Raw genomic sequence first — 19,748 nt, 5'->3', positions numbered from 1 at the left:
TCTCTATCCACAAGGAGGTACTCTATGAAAAAACTGCTCACCCTCGTCCTCGCAATTGCAGCACTCGCTATGGTTGGCTGCGGCGGCGGAGACAATAACGCCAAATCGGAGAAGGTCGTCAAGGTCGGCGCCTCCCCCGTCCCCCATGCCGAGATCCTCGAGGCGATCAAGCCCGAGCTCGAAAAGGACGGTGTGAAGCTCGAGATCGTCGAGTTCAACGACTATGTGCAGCCAAACCTCGCGACGAACGACAAGGAAATCGACGCGAACTTCTTCCAGCATGAGCCGTATCTGAAGAACTTCATGCAGGAGCATCCCGAGGTCAAGCTCGTGAACGTCCTCGGCGTCCACATCGAACCGATGGGGATCTACTCGCACAAGATCAAAAAGCTCGACGAGCTCAAGGAAGGCGCTCAGGTCTCTATCCCGAGCGATCCCACCAACGGCGGACGTTCGCTCCTCCTGCTCCAGCGCGCAGGCCTCATCAAACTGAAGGACGGCGCCGGCGAGACGGCAACCCTCAGCGACATTGCAGAGAACCCGAAGAAGCTAATCTTCAAGGAAATCGAAGCACCACAGCTCCCGCGCACGCTCGACGACGTGGACATCGCCGTCATCAATACGAACTGGGCAATGCAGGCGGATCTCGTGCCGACGCGCGACGCCCTCTTCATGGAGGATAAGACCTCGCCGTACGTCAACATCATCGCCATCCGTCAGGGTGACGAGGAGCGTCCCGAGATCAAGGCGCTGCTCAAGGCGCTTCACTCCGATACCGTCAAGAACTTCATTAACGACAAGTACAAAGGCGCCATCCTTCCCGCATTCTGAGGAAGTGCCCCACAGTCAGAAAGACTGCCGCACATAGATACGGCAGTCTTTTTGTTTGGCGAGAAAAATGCCTATCCCCCATAATGTTCGTGCAGCCTCCTCGATTCTGTGATAAAATATCTCATTATGAACATCAGCAGCATCAAGTGTCGTCTCTGTGCGATCAAATGTCAAGAACGTATCTACGGCATCCACAATCCGCTCACCTATGACTTTCTGCATCACAATCTGCATCACCTGCACGTTCTGCTCTTTCACAACGCGGATCAGCAGGACTTCACGCGCGGACCGATCGTACGGCAGCTGCTCGTATTCATGCTGCCGATTTTGCTCTCTCAGCTCCTCCAGCAGTTCTACACCATCGCCGACACCGCCATCGTCGGTCAAACCCTCGGCGCAGAGGCACTTGCCGCGGTTGGGACGGCAAGCCTCATTCTCTCGGTCATCGTCAATTTTTTCATCGGCGGTTCGGCGGGGCTGAGTGTGCTCGTCTCACACCTCTACGGCGAGCAGTCCTATGAAAAGCTCAATACGCTCGTGCAGACAATTTTCGTCGTCGTGCTGCTCTTCTCCGTTGTCTTTACGCTCGGTGGGCTCGCGCTCATCCCCGCGATGCTCACGGGGCTCAACACGCCGGAGGACATTATACCGCTCGCCGCCGCGTACCTCGAGATCTCCTTCCTTGGGATGCTCGCGCAGCTCGTCTACAACACGGCAACCGCCGTCCTGCGTGCGCTCGGCAACACGACCAGCGCGCTCCGCTACCTCTTTGTCGCGGTGATCCTCAACATCGCGCTCGACGTGCTCCTCCTCATCGTTTTCCCGCTCGGCATCATGGGTGCGGCGATCGCGACCGTCGTCTCGCAGTACGTCGCCGCCGCGCTCGTCGTGCAAAAATTTTTTCACCTGCATGGCGTATGGCAGTTCCGCCTGCGCCGTCCGCTCTTTCACGCGGGTTATCTCGCACCGATCGTTCACACGAGCATCCCCGCGGGGATGCAGGCAGTCTTTATGAGCATCTCCTCGCTCGTCATCCAGGGGTATATCAACTCGTTCGGCTATGCGGCGATGGCGGGCATGACGGTCTACGCGCGTGTCGAGGGATTTCTCTACTATCCGCTGTTCGCGTTTGGCATCGCGCTGACGAGCTTCATCGGGCAAAATGTGGGGGCAAAGCAGCCAGATCGCGTCCGCGCGGGCGTGCGGGCAAGCCTGCGGCTCACGGTCGGCGGATCGCTCGTCATGGCGGCGTTCGCTTCCTTTTTTGCCCCTGAGCTCATCGCCCTCTTTACGGACGATCCCGCAACGGTCTGCAACAGTCTTGAGGCCGTCTACTGGACAATGCCGTTCTACTGGCTCTACGGAATCAATCAGGTCTACATCGGCGCGATCCGCGGGCTGGGCGACACCTTCTATCCGATGCTCACCTCGCTCGCCGCGTACAGCCTCTTTCGCGTCGCATGGTGCTGCGCGTGGGATCTCGCCGGCATCCACTCCATGCTCGTCGTCTACAACGCCTACAATACCAGCTTCCTCGTCATGATCGCCCTCCTCTATTGGGGATGGAAGCGCAGGATGCGAAGGATGGAAGCGGTGTAAAGTGATCTTTACTTTGTTCCGATGAAAAGCTAGTCACACAACAACCGCCCCGCACGCATGTTTCCTGCGTATGGGGCGGTTTTATCATGCTTTCATCGATAGGAAAACGCATCGTTACGGCGTCGCGGGCGTCTCCTTGCTCACTGCGCCGCGGCGAATCATATCCCCGACGCGCAGGTCATAGGTGAGTGCCGTCTTGTGCAGACTCTCCGCGCGGGCGAAGTCCTCCGGCAGTCCCGTATCAAGACCTTTCACAAAGCTCTCGTACGCCGCAATGGACGCATCCGTCGCCGCCTGCCGCTGTGCGGCGAGATACGCGGCACCGCGCGGCACATCCACGGCGTCGAGCTCCCGGCGATATTTTTTCAGCAGTGGGATCATATCCTCCTGCAAAAGCCGCATCAGCGCCTTGCGATGCTCGGTCGTATAGGTGCCGTGCGCATTCTCCGTCAGGTGCCGGAACTCGCCCTGCATCGAGCGGAACACACCGTTGTAGCGGTCGACGATGGGGCGCGTTGCCTCGATATAGCGCGAGAGATCCACGCTCGCCGCGCTCTGCACCGCCTCGAGATACGCGCGGTAATTCGTCACGCGCACGATCTGCCAGCCGCCGCTCCCGTGCTCCATGCGCAGCTCGAGCGGGAACTCCAGTCCCGTGCCCTCATCGCGCACCATAATTTGCGCCGTTGCCGCTCTCCCGTCATGCGTGATCTCCCCGATGCTCAGCAGCGTCGTATCGCGCAGATGACTGCACTCCATGAGATACTCATAGTCGATGCCGAGCGAACGTCCCTTGAGCGCATCGACGCCTGTAGGCTCCTCCCACGTTCCCGTGCGCACGCCCCCCTCGATGGAGCGCGCAAGCCCCGCCGCGACGGATTCCTTGATATTTTCGTAAAACTTGCCCGAGGCGGTGCGCTCCTTTTCCTTGAGATTCGTATCGCGGGAAAAGAGCACATAGGTGAGATCATCATAGCCCGCGTCCGCAAGCGCCTGCACATTTACGCGGCGGAGGAACGCGTCCGCATCGTGCGCTTCGAGCGCCGCCGCCGTCTGTGCGAGCGCATAGGCGGGACGCTGGATGTAGTAACCGAGGTACCACCCCAGCGCCGCGACGGTCAGCACGATCACTCCCGCTGCAAAGCGAAACTTTTGTCGGCTCTGCTTGCGCCGCCGTGCCAAACGCACCCGCCAAGCAAACTCATCCATCCAATGCCACTCCCATACATTCAAAAATTTCTCTATTTATTATACCATTGAAAGCAAATTCCGCGCAACCTTGCCAAGCCGTTTCATACAGACAAAACGGGACTGCCGCACACATCTGTGCGGCAGTCCCGTCTCTTTCTGCGCGGCACGTTCCATGCCGCCGCCGTATTCGGTTAGAAGCTCCAACGGACGCCGGCGTCCATGCGCCAGTCGGTTTTGACATCGCCGCCGAAGGTCTTTTCAAAGTCGCCGTACAGGCTGCACTTCTCGCCGATCTTCACGGTACCGCCAATCTGCGCGCCGACCCACGTATCCTTAAAGTCCTGATGCGTGTGCTTCCACGGATTGATCCCGTCGGAATAATCGGTATGCAGACTGCCGGAGAAGGCGTGGTAGAGCGATACTTTCGCAAACCATGTGCTCCGATTCGTCTCACGGCCGAATCCGATGCCGAGCCGGCCGATGAGGCTGTTGAACGCGCCCTGCCGTACGTACATCTTCTGATATACGCCGCCGACCATGTAATCGGTGCTGCCCGCATAATTCGCGCCGTTCAGATGCGTGTAGATCAGTTCGGCCTGCGGCTCGATGAAGCCGCCGTTCTTCCCGCGGATTCTCTTGCCGTATTCCGCAGAGAGCGATCCGCCCCACGCGCCGTAGTCGCCTTTGACATAGTGCCCGAAGTCGTTGTAGACGGAGTATTCGTTCGTAAGGCGGCCGACCTTCGCGATGAGATCGAGATATTGGCCGTCTTTTCCCGTCCACGTTCCGTAGATCCCGAGGTTCCCTTCTTTATTCTTGCCGCTGCCGCTCGCGTAGCTCGAAGAGCCCTTCATATAGCTGCCGGCAAGACCGACGCGCCACGCGGGGGATACCTTCCAATCATGTCCGACCTGGATGGTCGAATAGTTCATGCGGAAGTCCGCGCGATCCTTGTCACTGCTCGATTTACCGCGGTAGAACCGCACCCAGGTGCCGATCTGCTCGGGCGAAAGGCGCAGGTCGCCGAGACGTTTCATAAGGTCGTTCGACTCTGCACGCCACGCCATCGCGGACGCCGTCATCGCGGATTTCACGCCGCTCATGAGCTTCGTCTCGTAGTCGCCGTACTGGATATCCGAGAGAGCGACACGCGTGACCCCTTGGCTCAGACCGTTGGCTCCCAAACGCACGCGATAGGTCTTTGCCGATGTCGTCATGCCGTCGGCGATCGCAGCGTTGAGGCGCAGTCCCTTGACCCCTTCATTTTCGATATTGCCGATGTCGCCGCTGTAAACGAACCGCTTTGCGAGTGTCTCGGCGACCTTCTCATCGCCTGCGTCGCTGCCGCTGAACGCGTCGGTTGCAAGCGTCAGAGAATTGTTTGTGCCGATGATGTTTTGAACGGTGAACCGCCCGGTGTTCCGCAGGGTCAGCACACCGTCCGGGGTTGCTGTGCCGCGGTACAGGACTTTTGCCGTCCCTTCATAGCTGCCGATACGCGCTTCCTGATTCGACTGCTGCACAATGGTGCCCTGCGCCGAGAGTTTCGTCAGATCCGAAGCCCCGGTCACATTCCATACCGCCATGCGCCCGAGCGTCAGCTCCCGCGTCCCGGTCGGTGTTCCCGCACGGTAGAAGGATACGCCGCTCTTTGCCGCAGTACCGATGCTGCCGGTGAACACGGTGCCCTCGCCGTCGAGGGTGACGGCCAGATTTCCGCCCTTGCTGATAATATCGCTCTTCAGCACGGAGTTCTTGCCGGTCATTCTGAGATTGAACGTCCCGTCATTCTGCGTGATATTGCCGACGAGCGAGCTCGTCTTGCCCGTGCCGTCCAGCTTGACGGTGCCGCCGTTGTTTTCGACCGCGCCCTTAATGTCAAAGCCGGAGGCGATGCCCACGGAAGAACCTGCCGCCGCGCGGATGCTTCTGTTTGCCGCACCGTCTGCGGCGGTAATTGACAGACGATCGCCCGTCATATCCACCTTGCTGTTCGCCGCGGCATCAATGCCGTAGTTCTTGGCATTGATGGCAAGGGTCGTGCCGGAACCGCCCGTGATATCGACGGGCTTGCCGTCTGCCGCGGCGATGCCGGTATCCGCCGTGATGGACGTTGCTTTGCTGAAATAGTATTTACCGTTTTTCAGCACGCCGCCCGTCGCATAGACGGCATCCGTATCCACATCGCCCGTGATCCCCTGCGTAAATACCGTCGTCACCTGTGTATCCGGGATGTCGGTCGAAGGCTTGTAGGTATAACCGCCCTGTCCTGTCGCTTCATTGAACGTGATTTTCTCCGTACGGCTTGCCGAGGATGTCGTAAGGCCTTCGGCAATCTCCGTTTTGCCCGTGAGGTTGCGTTCGCCCGTCGTATATGCCGTATAGTAGAGTTTGTTCGCGAGAGCGTTCAGCGTCGCGCTGACGAGGTTCTGATCGGCCGCTTTGGTTGAGGCCGTATTGAGACCGTTGCTGTCCGTGCGCATCGTAACGGTACTGCCGGCCGCCGCCTTGCCGATCGTCAGCTTGCCGCCGTAGATCGTCGTCGGTGACAACGCGTCATGGCGATAGAGCATCGTCGTCGAGCCGTTGAACTCATCAATCGTGAGATCGCCTGTCTCGCCAAGTCCCTTCTCCTCAATGGAGGAGGAACCCGTCTGTACGGGAGCGCCGCTCAGGCTGTTGCTCGAAGCGAGGAAGCGGTTCGTTCCTGTCATATCGATGAAACCGCCGCTGCCCGTGAAGTATTTGACCCTGCTGATTGCCGGGTTGTTGCTCTGATCCTTCTGCTCCTGCGTGATAGCATTGTGCCAGATCGCGCCGTCGGAGAGCTTGAGCTGCATATTATTTCCAACGTTGAAGCCCGTCCAGCTCGTTCCTTCGCCGCTCATCTCCACTTTCATGGAACCGTTGGAGAAGCCCTTCCAGTACGAGCTGTTCTTCATGAAGAGGTTGACCGCGCCGAGTGCTCCCGGCGTCACTCCGTAGCCTCGCGTATCGGCATAGTTGCCGATCCAGTGCGAATCCGCGGTGGAGAGACCGACGGAGACGCGCCCCTTCGTACCCATGCCGCCGTTCGTGACGATGTCACCTTCGATGACGGCGCGGTTCGTGCCTGCGCCGTTGGCGAGGCCGTCCGCTCCCTTCGTGACATTGAAATTGACCGTGCCGTAGTTCTCCGAAGCAAATTCACCATAAGCGCGGATCGCCGCCCAGGCGCCGTTGATGGCGCGGATTGTGCCGCCGCCGATGTCAATCGTCGAAGCAACAGCGCTGACCGCTTCATTGGCTCCCTTGCCGTTTGCCGCATCATTGCCGTCTGCCAGCACATCGACGAGCCCGTCGATCGTGATATTCGACTCGACGCCTCCCACGCCGTTCATCGACTTGATGACAGCGACATTCGTCTTTGCATTTCCATTGGCACGAACCTTGAGCACCTTATTCTCAATGTCACTGCCGCCATTTTCGATATGAATCGCGCCGCCGCCGTTGACAAAGAGTGTCGCCGTCTGTCCATAGTTCGTACTCTCCGCATCGATGGAGATGGCGCCGGCATTTTTGATATTGACCTTCGAATCCTTTCCGATCGCCGTGATTCCCGTGGTACTGACATCCGTCACGGTCTTAATCGTGAGGTTTCTGCCATTCAAGTCAACATCCAATGTCTTTCCTTTATTGGCACTCGATACGGCCGCGCTGATATTGCTCATCCACGCGCCGCCCTTAATCAGATCCTTGCCAGTGGTAATGGTGGAATCTTTCGTGAAGACATACCGCCCATCCGGCTTGCGGACGCCGGCATTCACATACGGAGCATCATGCACCTCATTACCCGTGATGGCCGTGGTGAACTCTGTATCCGTCTGTGATGCCGGAGGATCGACGGCAGGCGTATAGGTATAGCCGCCTTGTCCCGTCGTCTCATTGAATGTGATATCCTCGATGCGCTTGCTTGCAGCAGAGGTCGTCAAGCCTTCGGCGATCTCCGCCTTGCCCGTGAGGTTCCTTTCTCCCGTCGTATAGGCCGTATACCAGAGCTTGTTGGCGAGCGCATTGAGCGTCGCACTGACACGGTTCTTGTCCGCCGCCGCTGTCGATTCCGTATTGAGGCCGACGCTGTCCGTCACCATTTTGACGAGACTTCCTGCCGCCGCCTTGCCGATCGTCAGCTTGCCGCCGTAGATCGTCGTCGGTGACAACGCGTCATGGCGATAGAGCATCGTCGTCGAGCCGTTGAACTCATCAATCGTGAGATCGCCTGTCTCGCCAAGTCCCTTCTCCTCAATGGAGGAGGAACCCGTCTGTACGGGAGCGCCGCTCAGGCTGTTGCTCGAAGCGAGGAAGCGGTTCGTTCCTGTCATATCGATGAAACCGCCGCTGCCCGTGAAGTATTTGACCCTGCTGATTGCCGGGTTGTTGCTCTGATCCTTCTGCTCCTGCGTGATAGCATTGTGCCAGATCGCGCCGTCGGAGAGCTTGAGCTGCATATTATTTCCAACGTTGAAGCCCGTCCAGCTCGTTCCTTCGCCGCTCATCTCCACTTTCATGGAACCGTTGGAGAAGCCCTTCCAGTAAGAGCCGTTCTTCATGAAGAGGTTGACCGCACCGAGCTGTCCCGGCGTCACGCCGTAGCCACTCGTATCGGCATAGTTGCCGAGCCAGTGCGAATCCGCCGTCGAAAGACCGACGGAGACGCGCCCCTTCGTACCCATGCCGCCGTTCGTGACGATGTCACCTTCGATGACGGCGCGGTTCGTGCCTGCGCCGTTGGCGAGGCCGTCCGCTCCCTTCGTGACGTTGAAGTTGACCGTGCCATAGTTCTCCGAAACGAACTCGCCGTAAGCGCGAATCGCCGCCCATGCACTGCCGGTGGCGCGAATCGATCCGCCGCCGATGTCGACGCGCGAAGCGACGGCGCTGACACCCTCGTTCGCGCCCTTGCCATCGGGATATGTACCGTCTACAAGAATGTCGACGAGTCCGTCAATCGTGATGCTCGATTCCGCACCATCGACGCCGTTCATCGACTTGATAACAGCGGGACTCGCTTCTTTCTTGCCGACGGTGCGCAGCGTGAGTACCTTGCTTTCAAGATCTGCACCGCCGTTTTCAATGTGGACGGAGCCACCGCCGTTGGCAAAGAGCGTCGGGGCATAAGCGCTGCCCGTATTCGTTCCTGTGATGGAGATCGCACCCGCATTCTTGATATTGACCTGGCTTCCCTTGCCGACTGCGCTGATGCCTACGACCGTACCGTTTCCTGTGGCTTCAATCGTCAGCTTCCTGCCGTTCATGTCGATATTGAGCGGCTGTGCGGCATTGACATTCGATATCGCGGGAGAGTTCGCAGGTGTCCACGGTCCGCCGATCACTGTTTCAGAATCATCCGTCGTGATTTTTGTATCCTTCGTGAACACATAGTTACCGTCGCCCTTGCGGACGCCAGCATTCACATAGGGAGCGTCGTGCGTTTCATCGCCTGTAATGGATGTGGTGAACTCTGTCGTGGTCTGTGATGCCGGGGGATCGGCGGCAGGCGTATAGACATAGCGGCCCTGTCCGCTTGCCGTATCGAACGTGATGTCCTCGATGCGCTTGCTTGCAGCAGAGGTCGTCAAGCCTTCGGCGATCTCCGCCTTGCCCGTGAGGTTCCTTTCTCCCGTCGTATAGGCCGTGTACCAGAGCTTGTTGGCGAGCGCATTGAGCGTCGCGCTGACACGGTTCTTATCCACCGCCTTCGTCGATTCCGTATTGAGACCGACGCTGTCCGTCGTCAGCGTAATGGCGCTTCCCGCTGCCGCGTTCTTGATCCGGAAGTCTCCGCCGATCATCGTCGTCGGCGTCGCAGCATCATGCGCATAGAATACGCGCGTATGGCCGCTGTAATTGTCAATCGTGATGTCCTTGGCGTTCTTCTGGAAGATCGCGCCTGCATTGTTGGCATTGCTGCCACCCTTCAAAGAGGCAAGACGACTGCCGGCAAAGGACACCTTTTCAAGAACAGCGGAGGATTGGTTCCAGTCCTGATTGTTCCACACAGCACCGTTCGTCAATAAGAGACTCACTCCATTTACGGTCTCTCCCTCTTTATGAACAACACCGTTCAAAGCGGACTCCGCTGTAGTCAGTGACAGATCTATACTGCTATTGGGTCCTGAATGAATATTTCCACGCAAGATTACCTTATGCGTGCCTTCCTTGTTTACCTTAATGGTCCCATTGTTGTCGATAGACCAACCATCCAAAGAGGCTTTATTCAGTGTGACATCCAGACCGTCCGTCTCAATTGCAGCATCTTTACTTGCGGAAAGTCCCTTTGCCGCATCGCCACCCGTGGCAGATATATCCAAATCCCCTGTTATTTTAATTGTTGAGCCGCCCTTAGCATTCCAAACACCGTATGCCTTTCCCGTTCCACTCTTGACATTGATCTTTACCGTATCTGCGGCAATTGCAATGCCCTTTTCACCGCTGTTTTTAATCCCCGTGACAAGTCCGTTATTTCCTTCGCTCTTGACCGTCAGCACATGTCCGCCGGCATCAATCGTCAGCGGATTTTGGGGAAATCCCGTGTTGGAAATGGCTCCGGCATAAGATGTCTTGGATATGGTCGTATCCTTCGTGAACTTATAATTTCCAGGACTGGGTTCAACATTGGCATCCTTGTATTCCGCAACTTCTTTCTGCGTAAGCTGCGTCGTAAACTCCGTCTTTGTCTGCTCCCCGATCGGCGGAGTCGGCGGGGTTGTCGTATAGCTGCCCTGCCCTGTTGTGCCGTCGAAGGTGATGTTTTCGATGCGCTTGCTGGCCGCCGATGTCGTCAGGCCTTCGGCGATTTCCGCCTTGCCCCTGAGATTCCTCTCTCCTGTCGTATAGGCCGTGTACCAGAGCTTATTGGCGAGCGCATTGAGCGTATCGTCCACAAGCTTCTTGTCCGCTCCCGACGCTGCCTCTGTGTTCAGGCCGCTGTTGTCCGTCGTCAGCGTAATGATGCTGTCCGCAGCCGCCTTACCAATCTTCAGCGCGCCGCCGATCATCGTCGTCGGCGTCGCAGCATCATGCGCATAGAACACGCGCGTATGGCCGCTGTAGTTGTCGATCGTGATGTCCTTGGCGTTCTTCTGGAAGATCGCGCCGGCATTGGCTGCAGCATCGCCGCCTTGCAAAGTAGCAAGATGGCTGCCCAGCCACTTGTCCGTGACGCTGGATCTCTGTTCATTCGTCCATCGCGCACCATTCTGCAGGGTCAGGTTGAACTGACCGACATCATGCGCCGTGAAGCCGCCGGAGCCGAAATCTGCCCGATTGACGTCATACGTTGCCGCGCCCGTCCAGGAAGAATCTGCTGTCGTCAAAGAGACGTTCAGCACGCCCTCCTTTTCAAAATCAACAAGCTGACCGCCGCTGTATTCGACTGTCTTCTTTCCATATTCACGCGTGACATACATATCGCCCGTGATATTCGTCTTTCTGCTGCCGCTGACACCCTCGGGCGTGTTGATGTTCACCGTGCCCTTCTCTGCACGGACGGCATAATACTGCTTCGTATGATCGGCATCCTCGGCAGCCGACATCGTGCCGCCGCCGACATCGATCACGCTGTCCGCGCCGACCGTCTGCAGTACGCTGCCCTTGATATTCTGAATATCGACATTGCCCTTGACTGTGATCTTAGTCTCATCGCCTGTCGTTTTGAGCGCAGCCAGATTGCGTCCGTCGTCTGCACCCTTGTTTTTCGTGTCCACGCGATCAGCCCGTATGGACTGCACAGTGAGATCGCCGTCGATCGTGACATCGCTCGGGGAACCAATGGTACCGGATGTCTGAATCGCCGTCGCATTATATCCCTTTGCATGAACATCCTCGATGACGACAGGTCCCTGAATATAGATATGGGAATTTGCATCCGACTGGATGCCGGTAGCCGCACGCGTATCCGTATTCGATGCCTTGATGGTCAGCGCCTTTTCTTCGCCGCTGTTCACAATTCGGATGCTCTTGTTGTTGCCGCCGTAAATTGCGCTGGAAATCTGGTTCTTACTGTTTGCCTCAAGGTGCAGACTATGACCGTTCATATCGACGACCATCGGATGCTGCTTATCGTATGCAGTATTATCCGTGTAGAGCGCGGAGACAATGCGGTTGCCCTTGGTATTCGGCTGTGTAGCAATCGCCTGGCGATCATAGGTCAGTGTCTCGGATTCCGTAATCGGATCAGTCGTCACTTCCGAAGCCGGCGTATAGACATAGCTGCCCTGTCCGCTTGCCGTATCAAACGTGATGTCCTCGATGCGCTTGCTTGCAGCGGACGTCGTCAAGCCTTCGGCGATCTCCGCCTTGCCCGTGAGATTCCTCTCTCCCGTCGTATAGGCCGTGTACCAGAGCTTGTTGGCGAGCGCATTGAGCGTCGCACTGACACGGTTCTTGTCCTCCGCCTTCGTCGACTCCGTATTGAGGCCGACGCTGTCCGTTGTCAGCGTAATGGCGCTTCCTGCTGCCGCGTTCTTGATGCGGAAGTCTCCGCCGATCATCGCCGTCGGCGTCGCAGCATCATGCGCATAGAACACGCGCGTATGGCCGCTGTAATTGTCAATCGTGATATCCTTGTCATTCCTCTGGAAAATCACACCCGCATGGGAAGCATCGCTGCCACCCGCGAGGTTCGTCAGACGGCTGGCAAATCCTGTCGGCTGGGCCGTGTACTCCTCATTATGCCAAGCGGCGCCATTCTGGAGCCAGAGATTGAGCGTCCCAACGCCGGAGATAAGCCCTTTGATGTACGATGTTCCGGTCGTAAGTGCAGCATCCACACGGCTGCCGGACTCCCGGGCGGTAATATTGCCGTCGAGCATGACTTCGCTGCTGCCGACCGTGCCGTCCTTGACATTGACGTTGATGCGCCCGTCGCCCTGTACATCGAGCGTCACCGCATCCTTGGATGCGGCATTCGCCTTGGCACGGAGGCCTTCCAGCGTCACCGTGCCGCCATAAGCCTGGATTGCCTTGCTGCGCTCCGTGCCTGCGACATCGATTTCCGTCATGCCGGAGATATTCGTCGTACCGCCCATAGACAAAATGCCCCAGGCAGTCTGCAGCGGAGCGACCGAAGTCGTATCGTTCACGAGGAGTTTCAGCGTCTTCGCCTTGATATCAAGCGTCTTTCCGGAATTAGCGATAGCAGCGCCTTGTGTGACGCTCGCGATCCCGCTGCCATTCTTGATCGTCAGGACGCGATCTGTTGCATCGATGTGAACATCCTCATTCGGTATAATTGTGCTGCGGAGCCCACCCTGGTCGTTTTGATACGTGATGGTCGAGTCCTTCGTGAAGCGATATGTGCCGTCTACCTGACGAACATTCGCATCGATGTATTCCTGATCCGAATCCGTACCGCGAAGGCGTGTTGTGAACTCCGTCGTCGTCTGCTCCGTGCTCGGCGGGGTCGGCGAGGTCGTCGTATAGCTGCCCTGCCCTGTTGTGTTGTCAAACGTGATGTTTTCGATACGCTTGCTTGCGGCAGAGGTCGTCAGGCCTTCGGCGATCTCCGCCTTGCCCGTGAGATTTCTCTCTCCCGTCGTATAGGCCGTATACCAGAGCTTGTTCGCGAGCGCATTGAGCGTATCGTCCACAAGCTTCTTGTCCGCTCCCGACGCTGCCTCTGTGTTCAGGCCGCTGTTGTCCGTCGTCAGCGTGATGCTGCTGTCCGCAGCCGCCTTGCCGATCTTGAGCGCACCGCCCTTTATCGTCGTCGGTGCTGCAGCATCATGCGCATAGAATACGCGCGTATTGCCGCTGTAGTTGTCGATCGTGATATCCTTGTCATTCTTCTGGAAGATCACGCCCGCATGGGCAGCATCATCGCCGCCCTTGAGGGAACGCAGCTGGCTTCCTGTGAATTTCGCCGCAGTGAGCGCGTTCTTTCGCGTATTGTAATCTTCATTCGTCCAAACTGCGCCATTCTGCAGTGTCAGCGCATTGCCTTTTGCCTCGCCGTTCTGCTGAGGACTGACCGGAAGACCGAATTCCTCGTCTTCATCTTCATCCTCACCGCCGCTTGAGGCCACTTTTTGCATGACGCCGTTCAAAGCAGACTGCTCCGTCGTCAGCGATATATTGGTATTCCCTTCCTCACCCGTCTGGACATTGCCGTTGATGACCACCTCATGTGTGCCGTCGCTGTTGACCGTGACCGTGCCGTTGCTGTTGCTGATGGCCCAGGCGCCGTCCGTCGAGTCCTTGTTCAGCTCTACATGCAGCCCATCCGTTTCAATCGCCGCACCCCGGCTCGTGACGAGACCCTGCGCAGTCTGGCTGCTCTGCCCCTTGATATCGAGGTCGCCCTTGATCTTGACGACAGAGCCGTCCTGATTATTGCGTATGCCAAAAGCACGGCCGTCGCTGCTCTTTACGTCAATCTTCAGAGTGTCCGCCGTGATCTTGATGCCATCCTTGCTGTTGTTGTCCACGCCGAGGATGAAGTTGCTGCCGTCGCCGATCAAGGTCAGCTTATGCCCGCTTGCATCGACATTGAGCGGCTGTTTCGGATACGTTGCTGCCGCGATAATGCCGTCGTGGGAACTTCTGCGAATCGTCGTGTCCTTCGTGAACTTGTAATTACCGGGCGACGGCTCGACATTGGCCGCCTTATACTCTGCAACTTCCTTTTGTGTAAGCTGCGAAGTGAACTCCGTCTTCGTCTGTTCCGCGCCCGGCGGTGTCGGAGGCGTTGCGCCGCCCGTATAGCTTCCCTTCTCGTTGCCGAAGGTGATGTCCCCCTTGATGGAGGACGTCGTCAGGCTCTCACCAATTGAGAGCTTGCCCGAAAGCTTGTTCTCGGCGAAGCTCTTGTACGTCAGCTTGTTGGCAAGCGCATTGAGCACCGCAGTCTGATTGCCTGTCGTTACGCCGGCGCCGTCGGTAAAGAGGGTAAAGACATTCTCGGTGTCTGCCTTCGCCTTGTTGATGATGATGTCGCCGCCCTTAAAGAGCGCCGGTTCAGCCGCATCATGGGTATAGATCGCCGCCGTATGGCCGCTGTAGTTTTCAAGTACGAGCGGATTTATGCTCTTCTGGTAGATGATGCCGCGCTGTGCTTCCGTTGCACCGCCAACGAAGTTCGTGACGCGGCTCTGCGCATTATAGAACCTCCCGACAGTACCGCCTGCCCGGGTTTTGGCAGCCGCCATCGTGCCGGCTCCCATATCCTCGTCGTCCTGATAATAGCGCTCGTTGCGGCCTTCATTGAGCCACTTTGCGCCGTTCTGCAGATAAAGATTCGCCGTGCCGCCGTTGTCAACAAGGCCGTGCAGATAGGACTTATTCGTCATAAGGGCAACATCAAGCCTGCCCGTGGGCAAAGCAAACAGATCGCCGTCGAGCTTCACGTCAGCGATTGCATTTTCCGGCTTGCCGTTGCCTGGCTGCGTCCCATCTTCTCCCATATTCATGGAAATCGCGCCCTGATATGCGGCGAGCGCGTAGTAGCTGTACTTCATGCCGGCAGGCACCTGAATGGAGCCGCCGCCTGCGAGGCGTACACTGCTGTCCTTGGCGTTCGTTGTCACGCCGTTGCCGTAAACGGTCATATCCACATCACCGGTTACGGTCACCGTGCTCTTTTCGACCTGTGTCAGAATGCCTGCATTATTAAAGCGCGAGAATACATTCTCACGATTGAGCGGAATGCCCCACCGATCCGTCTGTTCGCCTGCAATCTTCAGATTGCCGTTGATGCGGATTCCCGATGCGACGCTCGCTTCATAGGATTTCTCCCCCAAACGGTCGCTCTTTTGAACTGCGACGCCGTTGCCGCCAAGGCCGCCTGTCATCGAGATATTGAGCGGTCCGTTGATGGTAATCTGCGATGCCTTGTCCTTCAGTGCATCGAGCTGGACGGCATTCGTCAGCGTATTGCCGCCGTCAAGCCCTCGTGTGAGGATATTGATTCCCTTCGCCGCACTTACGATGAGATCCGTTCCCTTGGCATAGATTCCCGTCGGATTTCCCACGGTATTTTCCACCTGCAGCTGCAGGAGATTTTTCTTCGCACTGATATTGAGGCGCTTGCCGCCGGTTGCAGAAATAGCCGCAAGCACATTCGTCGATTTGTCGCCGATCTTGTCTTTTCCGATGCTGACAACGGTATCGCCGTCCCAGCTCTGCCGCGTCGTGACCGTATCGGTGTATACGGCATTGTCTTTCCAGACGGCATTCTCATTGAGTGCCGCTGCGGTCGTCGTTCCGCCCAGTTCCGCCGGCAGCGTCATGACGACAGATGCCGTATTGCCGTAGACCCAGTCCGGCTCGATCATCGTGATCTTGTTGAAGCGGCTGAATGCCTTGTTCTCGGAGAAATCCTTCGCCTGCCATATATGTTTCGCCACATCATCGCCGTCCGTATAGGCCTGCAGGGTATCGCCGAGTTCGAGCCAGAGACGCTTCGTATAGTATTCGGCGTTGAGCTTGCCGAACCAGCCCTCCTGTTCGTGCGCAACGGCAATCTCCGTCCAATCGTCGGGATGTTCCGACATCAGGTTGGACATGGTCGTCTGGTAGACATGCGCATTGATCTGGCTGCCGCTCGGGCTGAGGTTGTACGTCATGACGTAGGCAGTACCGTTCGGCAGGATCTTCAGATCGCGCATATCCTCGCCGGTTCCCTTGACATGCTCTGGAATCGAGGCGCGGCGCTGCTCCGTGCCCAGGATGCGCCCCGTATTCTGATCGATCTTAGCGATATTGAGCGCCGTATAGTGGGTATTTCCCGTCCCGTTATAGTGCTGATAGCCGCCGATGCAGGAAATAAGGATATGGTCGTTGAACTTATTGAGCCTGCCCTGATCGATGTTGCGGCTGATGCGCGTATAGCTTCCGAACTTCAGACTGCCATCGTCCTGGATGTCGTACTGCATCAGGAAGCCGTCGTCGTAGGGATCGTAGCCCGCGAGCGGGTTGACGGACGCCGCCACATAGAGCCTGCGCCCATCGACAAGCAAAGCTTCACCGTGTACCTGCGCTTTCGCCGGATCGCCCGTGTAGATTTTGCCCTTTTCGCCTTTTGGATCCTCGTCGAGGTTCTGAAACGTCTCGGTGAAGTTATAGCCACAGTACTGCTTGATGTCATTCTTGAGATTGACGACAGCTGTTTTGTTTTCCATCAATCGCTTGCCGCTTTGGCGAAAGACGCCAATCTGTCCCATATCATAGCCGGTCATATAGATATGCTCGTCACTAGCCGCCGCCGCATGCATATTCGGCACAGTTTCCGTCTTCCCGCTCGCCACGCTCGCCGCCGCGCCTGCGGAATTCGGATCGATGAGAGCGGTGTTCTCAAGCTCCGTCGTGCTGTAGGTGTACTGTCGCAACAGGAGCATGCTCTTGCCCTTCTGATGGAAACCGAAGGAGGCAGGGTCGCGGTTGAGGTTCTTCAGCACCCCTGCCTGTGGCGCCGCATCGACCTCCGTCGTTACGCGCGAGCCAGTGACCGCGCCCATCTCGCTATTGCCGTAATCCGAAGGAATCGTCGAAACCAGATTGGCGGCATGCACCGACGAGCCGTAGAGCAGCCCGCCCACGACAAGAGCCGTCAGGCGCAGGCGCCGCGCCTTGCTGAAATACTCCTTCATCTTCTTTCCCTCCCTAGAATTCATAACGGAAGCTCATATAGTAACTGCGTCCCTGCAGCGGGTACTCGATGTTTACCCAGCTCGGGTCGCTCAAGTAGCGCTGTACGCTGTGCACTTTCAGCTTCGACGCCTCATCAAGCACATCGTTGCAGCCAATCGACAGCGTCATATCCTTGCGCGGCGACCACTTGAGACCCACGTTGATCGTCTTCAGCGCAGCTCTCGGCCTGCCGGCAAGTTCTTTTTCCACGGGATTCCTGGTCTGCGGAATGGCATAGTGCGTGTAGTATTGCGAAACATAATGCGCCTCGCCGAAGAAGAGCCATTTCTCCGTCGGGCGATAGGTCAGACGGATATTGCCCTCCCATCTTGGCTGGTAGGTCGGACGCACTTCGAACCAGTCGTAATGGACCCCCGGAGAGGAATCCCTGCGCTGCGCCGCTATGTTGAGATGCGTGCCTTCGATATCGAGATCAAACTTCTTCCAGTGGAAATTCGTCTGCAGCTCAATGCCGTGTGCCTTACCGCGCATGTCGTTGAAGTAGGAGCTGTAGTTGAGCCCCGCGCGGTAGAGGTAGAGCATCCGCTGCGTGTCGCGCCAGAAATAGGTGAGCGTTGTTCGATTGTCCGAGCCAAGGAACTTGCCGTCCCATATGACACTGAGATCGAACTGCTTGCCGTATTCTGGCTGCGGAAATTTGGCGCCGCTCCCCTTATAGTCCATCGGTGCCGGCATGATGCCCGCGCCGTCGCCCGCGATCTCATACATGTTGAGCAGGCGGAAGTAGGTGCCGCCCGTCATGCGCATCGTAAAGTGGTCGTTGAACTCCTTCTTGAGTGCGAGCTGCCACGTCACCTTGGAATCGACCTGACTGTCCTTCGGATGAACCCAACGGTACGTTTTGAGAGGGTTAAAGCGTCCAAACTGACTGTAGCCAATGATCTGCGAGCGGTTGTAGCGGACGGCGGGTGTCAGCTGCCACGTCTTCTTTTTATCGAGCGTGATCGTATCCTGCAGCTGCACATTGAAGATGTTCTGATCGAACTGGTTGCGCATCTGCGCCCAGAGATTCCCAATGCCCGCCTGCACATCGTCGATGACCTCATCAAGTCCGTCGCCGTCGATATTCATGCGCTCATGCGAGTAGTTCATCTGGAAGTCGAGCATGTTGTTTTTGCTGAGCTCGTAGGTGCCGTCTATCTGCACATTGTATTTCTTCGAACGATAGCGGCTCCACTCCCGCATGGGAATCTTAATCATATAGCGCAGACCGTCGTGAATATTCTCGGCACGGTAATCCTTGCTCTGGCTTAGATAGTCAATCATCCAACCCCATTCATAGCGTTTCCCTATATAGCGTCGCTGTACGAGCAGCTCCGCTGCACTGATTTTTTGATGCCGCTTGTCGTATTTATAGAGATCGTATTTATCCACGAGAAGCCCCGGCTGAATCATATCGAAATAGCTTCGATAATCAACCCAGAGGCTGTCCGGCAGATGTCGATCGACAGTCTTGTATGTTCCCTTGATCATCCAGTCATCATTCTGCCATTTGACGAGAAGATCCGAATTGCTGTAGTCGTTGTATTTACGGCGGCGCTCGGGATCGTCGGCGGCTGTCACCAAGCGACCGCCGTTGTCTTCGAGCCACTGGATACAGTCATCTACATTCTGCTGCCATGCACCGGCACCATGCAAAGCATCATATGCCGCCCTTTCTGCCGGTGTCATAGCGAGGTAGCCTTGCAGCTCGGCTCGTGTCTCCATAATCAGCCGTCCATCTCCGGTATTCGTATAGAACTGATCCGCCGCATAGCTGTGATAGGGGAAGTCGCCGTCACGCGACTCGTGGTTGAATCCGAAAAGCAGGCTGCCTTTGCCGACAGGCGCCGTAACCTCGACCGATGCTTTCTTCCCGCCGAACGAGCTCGGCCCGATCTCGGCAGAGCCGTGTGCACCCGTCGGCTTCTTCGTCACGACGTTGATCACACCGCCGATAAAGGTGCCCGCAAAGCGTGCGGGAATGTAGCCGCGGTAGACCTCAATGCGTTCGACGTTGCTGACAGGGATCGTCGAGATATCGACCGCCGCATCGCCGCCGAGGTTTGTCAGCACACCGTCGACGAAGACTCCGACCTGCGCTGCCGTCGAGCCGCGTACGGTTACGGTCGTATACTGCCCCTTGCCCTGCACCTCACGCACATGCACGCCTGGCACCATTTTCAGAAAGTCCGGCAGGGTTTTCTGCTCGCCCTTGAACTCCTCAGGGCGGATGACGGTTACGGTGCCGGGGGAGAGAGTCTCCTCCCATACGGGGCGTTTTGCCTGAACCGTAACATCCTGCGTTGTATATACGCCCTGTGCATCCGACGTCTGTCCCGACTCTGCTGCGAATGCGGGCTGTCCTGTCGCAGCGGCGAGCAGCATCCAGAGAACACCCGAGACCATCCTTTTGCTTACTTGCTTTGACATAAAAGAGCCTCCGTTCTTCTTTGCCGACC

The 19,748-nt window shown here is 57.2% G+C and carries 6 protein-coding genes; 2 read left to right on the top strand and 4 right to left on the bottom strand.

What is annotated here, in order from left to right; genetic code table 11:
- Window positions 1–24: 24 nt before the first annotated feature.
- Both HMPREF9162_RS02565 and HMPREF9162_RS02560 read left to right on the top strand, forming a co-directional pair.
- Window positions 25–831 (top strand): MetQ/NlpA family ABC transporter substrate-binding protein, encoded by an 807-nt coding sequence (locus HMPREF9162_RS02565; protein WP_009752529.1) that lies wholly within the window; start codon window positions 25–27, stop codon window positions 829–831.
- A gap of 126 nt (window positions 832–957) precedes the next feature.
- On the top strand, window positions 958–2,430 hold the full coding sequence (locus tag HMPREF9162_RS02560; RefSeq protein ID WP_009438211.1) for an MATE family efflux transporter: 1,473 nt from the start codon (window positions 958–960) through the stop codon (window positions 2,428–2,430).
- A gap of 114 nt (window positions 2,431–2,544) precedes the next feature.
- On the opposite strand, the gene HMPREF9162_RS02555 is transcribed toward HMPREF9162_RS02560, so the two are convergent.
- Genes HMPREF9162_RS02555 through HMPREF9162_RS02545 form a run of 4 tightly spaced genes read right to left on the bottom strand, consistent with a single transcriptional unit; the run spans window position 2,545 to window position 19,719 of the window.
- Complete coding sequence (locus tag HMPREF9162_RS02555) at window positions 2,545–3,639, bottom strand: hypothetical protein (RefSeq protein ID WP_009658712.1); 1,095 nt, start codon at window positions 3,637–3,639, stop codon at window positions 2,545–2,547.
- Window positions 3,640–3,678: 39 nt separating this feature from the next.
- Entirely contained in the window at window positions 3,679–3,825 is a 147-nt protein-coding gene (locus HMPREF9162_RS12490) for a hypothetical protein (RefSeq protein WP_009438289.1), read from the bottom strand.
- Entirely contained in the window at window positions 3,813–17,246 is a 13,434-nt protein-coding gene (locus tag HMPREF9162_RS02550; protein ID WP_009752595.1) for a transporter, read from the bottom strand. The genes HMPREF9162_RS12490 and HMPREF9162_RS02550 overlap by 13 nt, the downstream gene beginning before the upstream one ends.
- A gap of 13 nt (window positions 17,247–17,259) precedes the next feature.
- A complete protein-coding gene (locus HMPREF9162_RS02545) occupies window positions 17,260–19,719 on the bottom strand; it encodes a TonB-dependent siderophore receptor (RefSeq protein ID WP_254655343.1) in 2,460 nt (819 codons plus the stop codon).
- Window positions 19,720–19,748 lie beyond the last annotated feature (29 nt).

The organism is Selenomonas sp. oral taxon 137 str. F0430, assembly GCF_000183625.1.
GTDB lineage: Bacteria > Bacillota > Negativicutes > Selenomonadales > Selenomonadaceae > Centipeda > Centipeda artemidis.
The sequence above is the reverse complement of the archived record's forward strand: the minus strand, read 5'-3'. Positions and strand labels throughout refer to the sequence as shown.

What these genes read in the sequence shown, in the direction of transcription:
- HMPREF9162_RS02550 (WP_009752595.1), bottom strand. Translation starts at nt 17,246, where the DNA reads ATGAAGGAGTATTTCAGCAAGGCGCGGCGCCTGCGCCTGACGGCTCTT.
- HMPREF9162_RS02560 (WP_009438211.1), top strand. Translation starts at nt 958, where the DNA reads ATGAACATCAGCAGCATCAAGTGTCGTCTCTGTGCGATCAAATGTCAA.
- HMPREF9162_RS02565 (WP_009752529.1), top strand. Translation starts at nt 25, where the DNA reads ATGAAAAAACTGCTCACCCTCGTCCTCGCAATTGCAGCACTCGCTATG.
- HMPREF9162_RS02555 (WP_009658712.1), bottom strand. Translation starts at nt 3,639, where the DNA reads ATGGATGAGTTTGCTTGGCGGGTGCGTTTGGCACGGCGGCGCAAGCAG.
- HMPREF9162_RS02545 (WP_254655343.1), bottom strand. Translation starts at nt 19,719, where the DNA reads ATGTCAAAGCAAGTAAGCAAAAGGATGGTCTCGGGTGTTCTCTGGATG.